The 1,337-nt window shown below is 28.6% G+C and carries 2 protein-coding genes; one reads left to right on the top strand and one right to left on the bottom strand.

Translation table 11 applies throughout. The features are described 5' to 3' along the window. Positions 1 to 393: hypothetical protein (locus AB204_RS20360; protein WP_072061491.1), on the top strand; the 393-nt coding region annotated here is incomplete at its 5' end. On the opposite strand, the gene AB204_RS20355 is transcribed toward AB204_RS20360, so the two are convergent. Further along, complete coding sequence (locus AB204_RS20355) at positions 390 to 869, bottom strand: Hcp family type VI secretion system effector (RefSeq protein WP_047965205.1); 480 nt, start codon at positions 867 to 869, stop codon at positions 390 to 392. The two genes, AB204_RS20360 and AB204_RS20355, sit on opposite strands and share 4 nt — an antisense overlap. Positions 870 to 1,337 lie beyond the last annotated feature (468 nt).

The raw sequence follows: 1,337 nt of genomic DNA, 5'->3' as shown, positions 1-1,337 counted from the left end.
CGTATATGTATTGTTATATTTATTTTAGCTATTGGTGTTATTCTTTTTTTTGCATCATTAGCGAATGTTAACTTATCATATACAAAAAGAAATTTTATTTATTATTACGCATTTACCTTGGATGAGATTAAAAGTGTACCTTTAATTTCAAATGATTATATTATATACTATGACTCCCCTGATGGTAATAATACCATGACAAACGAAATTATATTTTCAAATGTAGAATTGAAGCGTCTGACAGAATTAATAAAATACACCGAAAATATGGGCTTTATAAAATACTATGATAAGTATTGGAAAGATGAACGCTGGCGGAAAGATAATACCATTATAAGTATAAAACAAAATGGTACTGAGCGTACCATTTTGTTTTTAGTGGAGAAGAATTAAAATACATTCTCTTCTCTTATGCTGTAACCTGATGTGCCAGCGATGTGATGTGTCCATGTTATGCTATCATATGAAATTGTTATACTTTCATATGGTTGCATATCATTGTGGCTTAGTGAATTAGGATAGTGACTGGAGATGTTTTTTATAGTGGCATTCGTTAATTTGATAGAGTAAAATTTTTCTAACCCCCCAGCTGAGCTATTCCTATATATATCAAGCAGACAATCTAAATGCTCATTATTTGATATTGAAACCCCTAATAATGGAGATGATTTATCTATTGGCTTTGTTATTATTATAGGTTGATGATTTACATTCTGTTCTCTACTGATATCGTGATCTACAGAATAAACCAATATTTTATCTTTATTTTCTTCTTGATATTTATTACCTATTGAATCATAGGTTGAACAACCTGCTGATATCAGCCCTTGCTTTTTGCCGTTTAAGGTCATGTAAATAATGTTAGCCATTTCCTTTCCTTGTGTTTGTTATTTACTTAACACGAAATATATAACTATTTTCTTGCTTGTCAATAGCCATATTCATAATTTACTATAAATCCAAATGACAATGATAAAAAATATAAATTAGAAATAAAAAACACCATCATTTAACAAGAATAATATATTACATTGAGTATTTTTAATAATTATCATATGAAATAATATCTTTTCAGATAGTTCTTAAGAAGTTATTTAAGCTGATAATTTTAATTATGTGTTGATGTATATCAATACATAAAAGTATTTTTATGTGCTAATTATTCTCCTAAACAATAACAATGCTCACTTAAAATTAGGAAATTTAGTCTTCCTACCAGAAATATCTCCTATAAATCTTTTTCCCCCTCTCAGTTATGCACCCTCTGCACAATTCCCTGAAAGCCTTGCTACATCTGGGTTTGTGGCAATTAATATGATATTCATTAACTGTAACCC

The organism is Xenorhabdus khoisanae (genome assembly GCF_001037465.1).
Lineage (GTDB): Bacteria > Pseudomonadota > Gammaproteobacteria > Enterobacterales > Enterobacteriaceae > Xenorhabdus > Xenorhabdus khoisanae.
The sequence above is the reverse complement of the archived record's forward strand: the minus strand, read 5'-3'. Positions and strand labels throughout refer to the sequence as shown.

What these genes read in the sequence shown, in the direction of transcription:
- AB204_RS20355 (WP_047965205.1), bottom strand. Translation starts at nt 869, where the DNA reads ATGGCTAACATTATTTACATGACCTTAAACGGCAAAAAGCAAGGGCTG.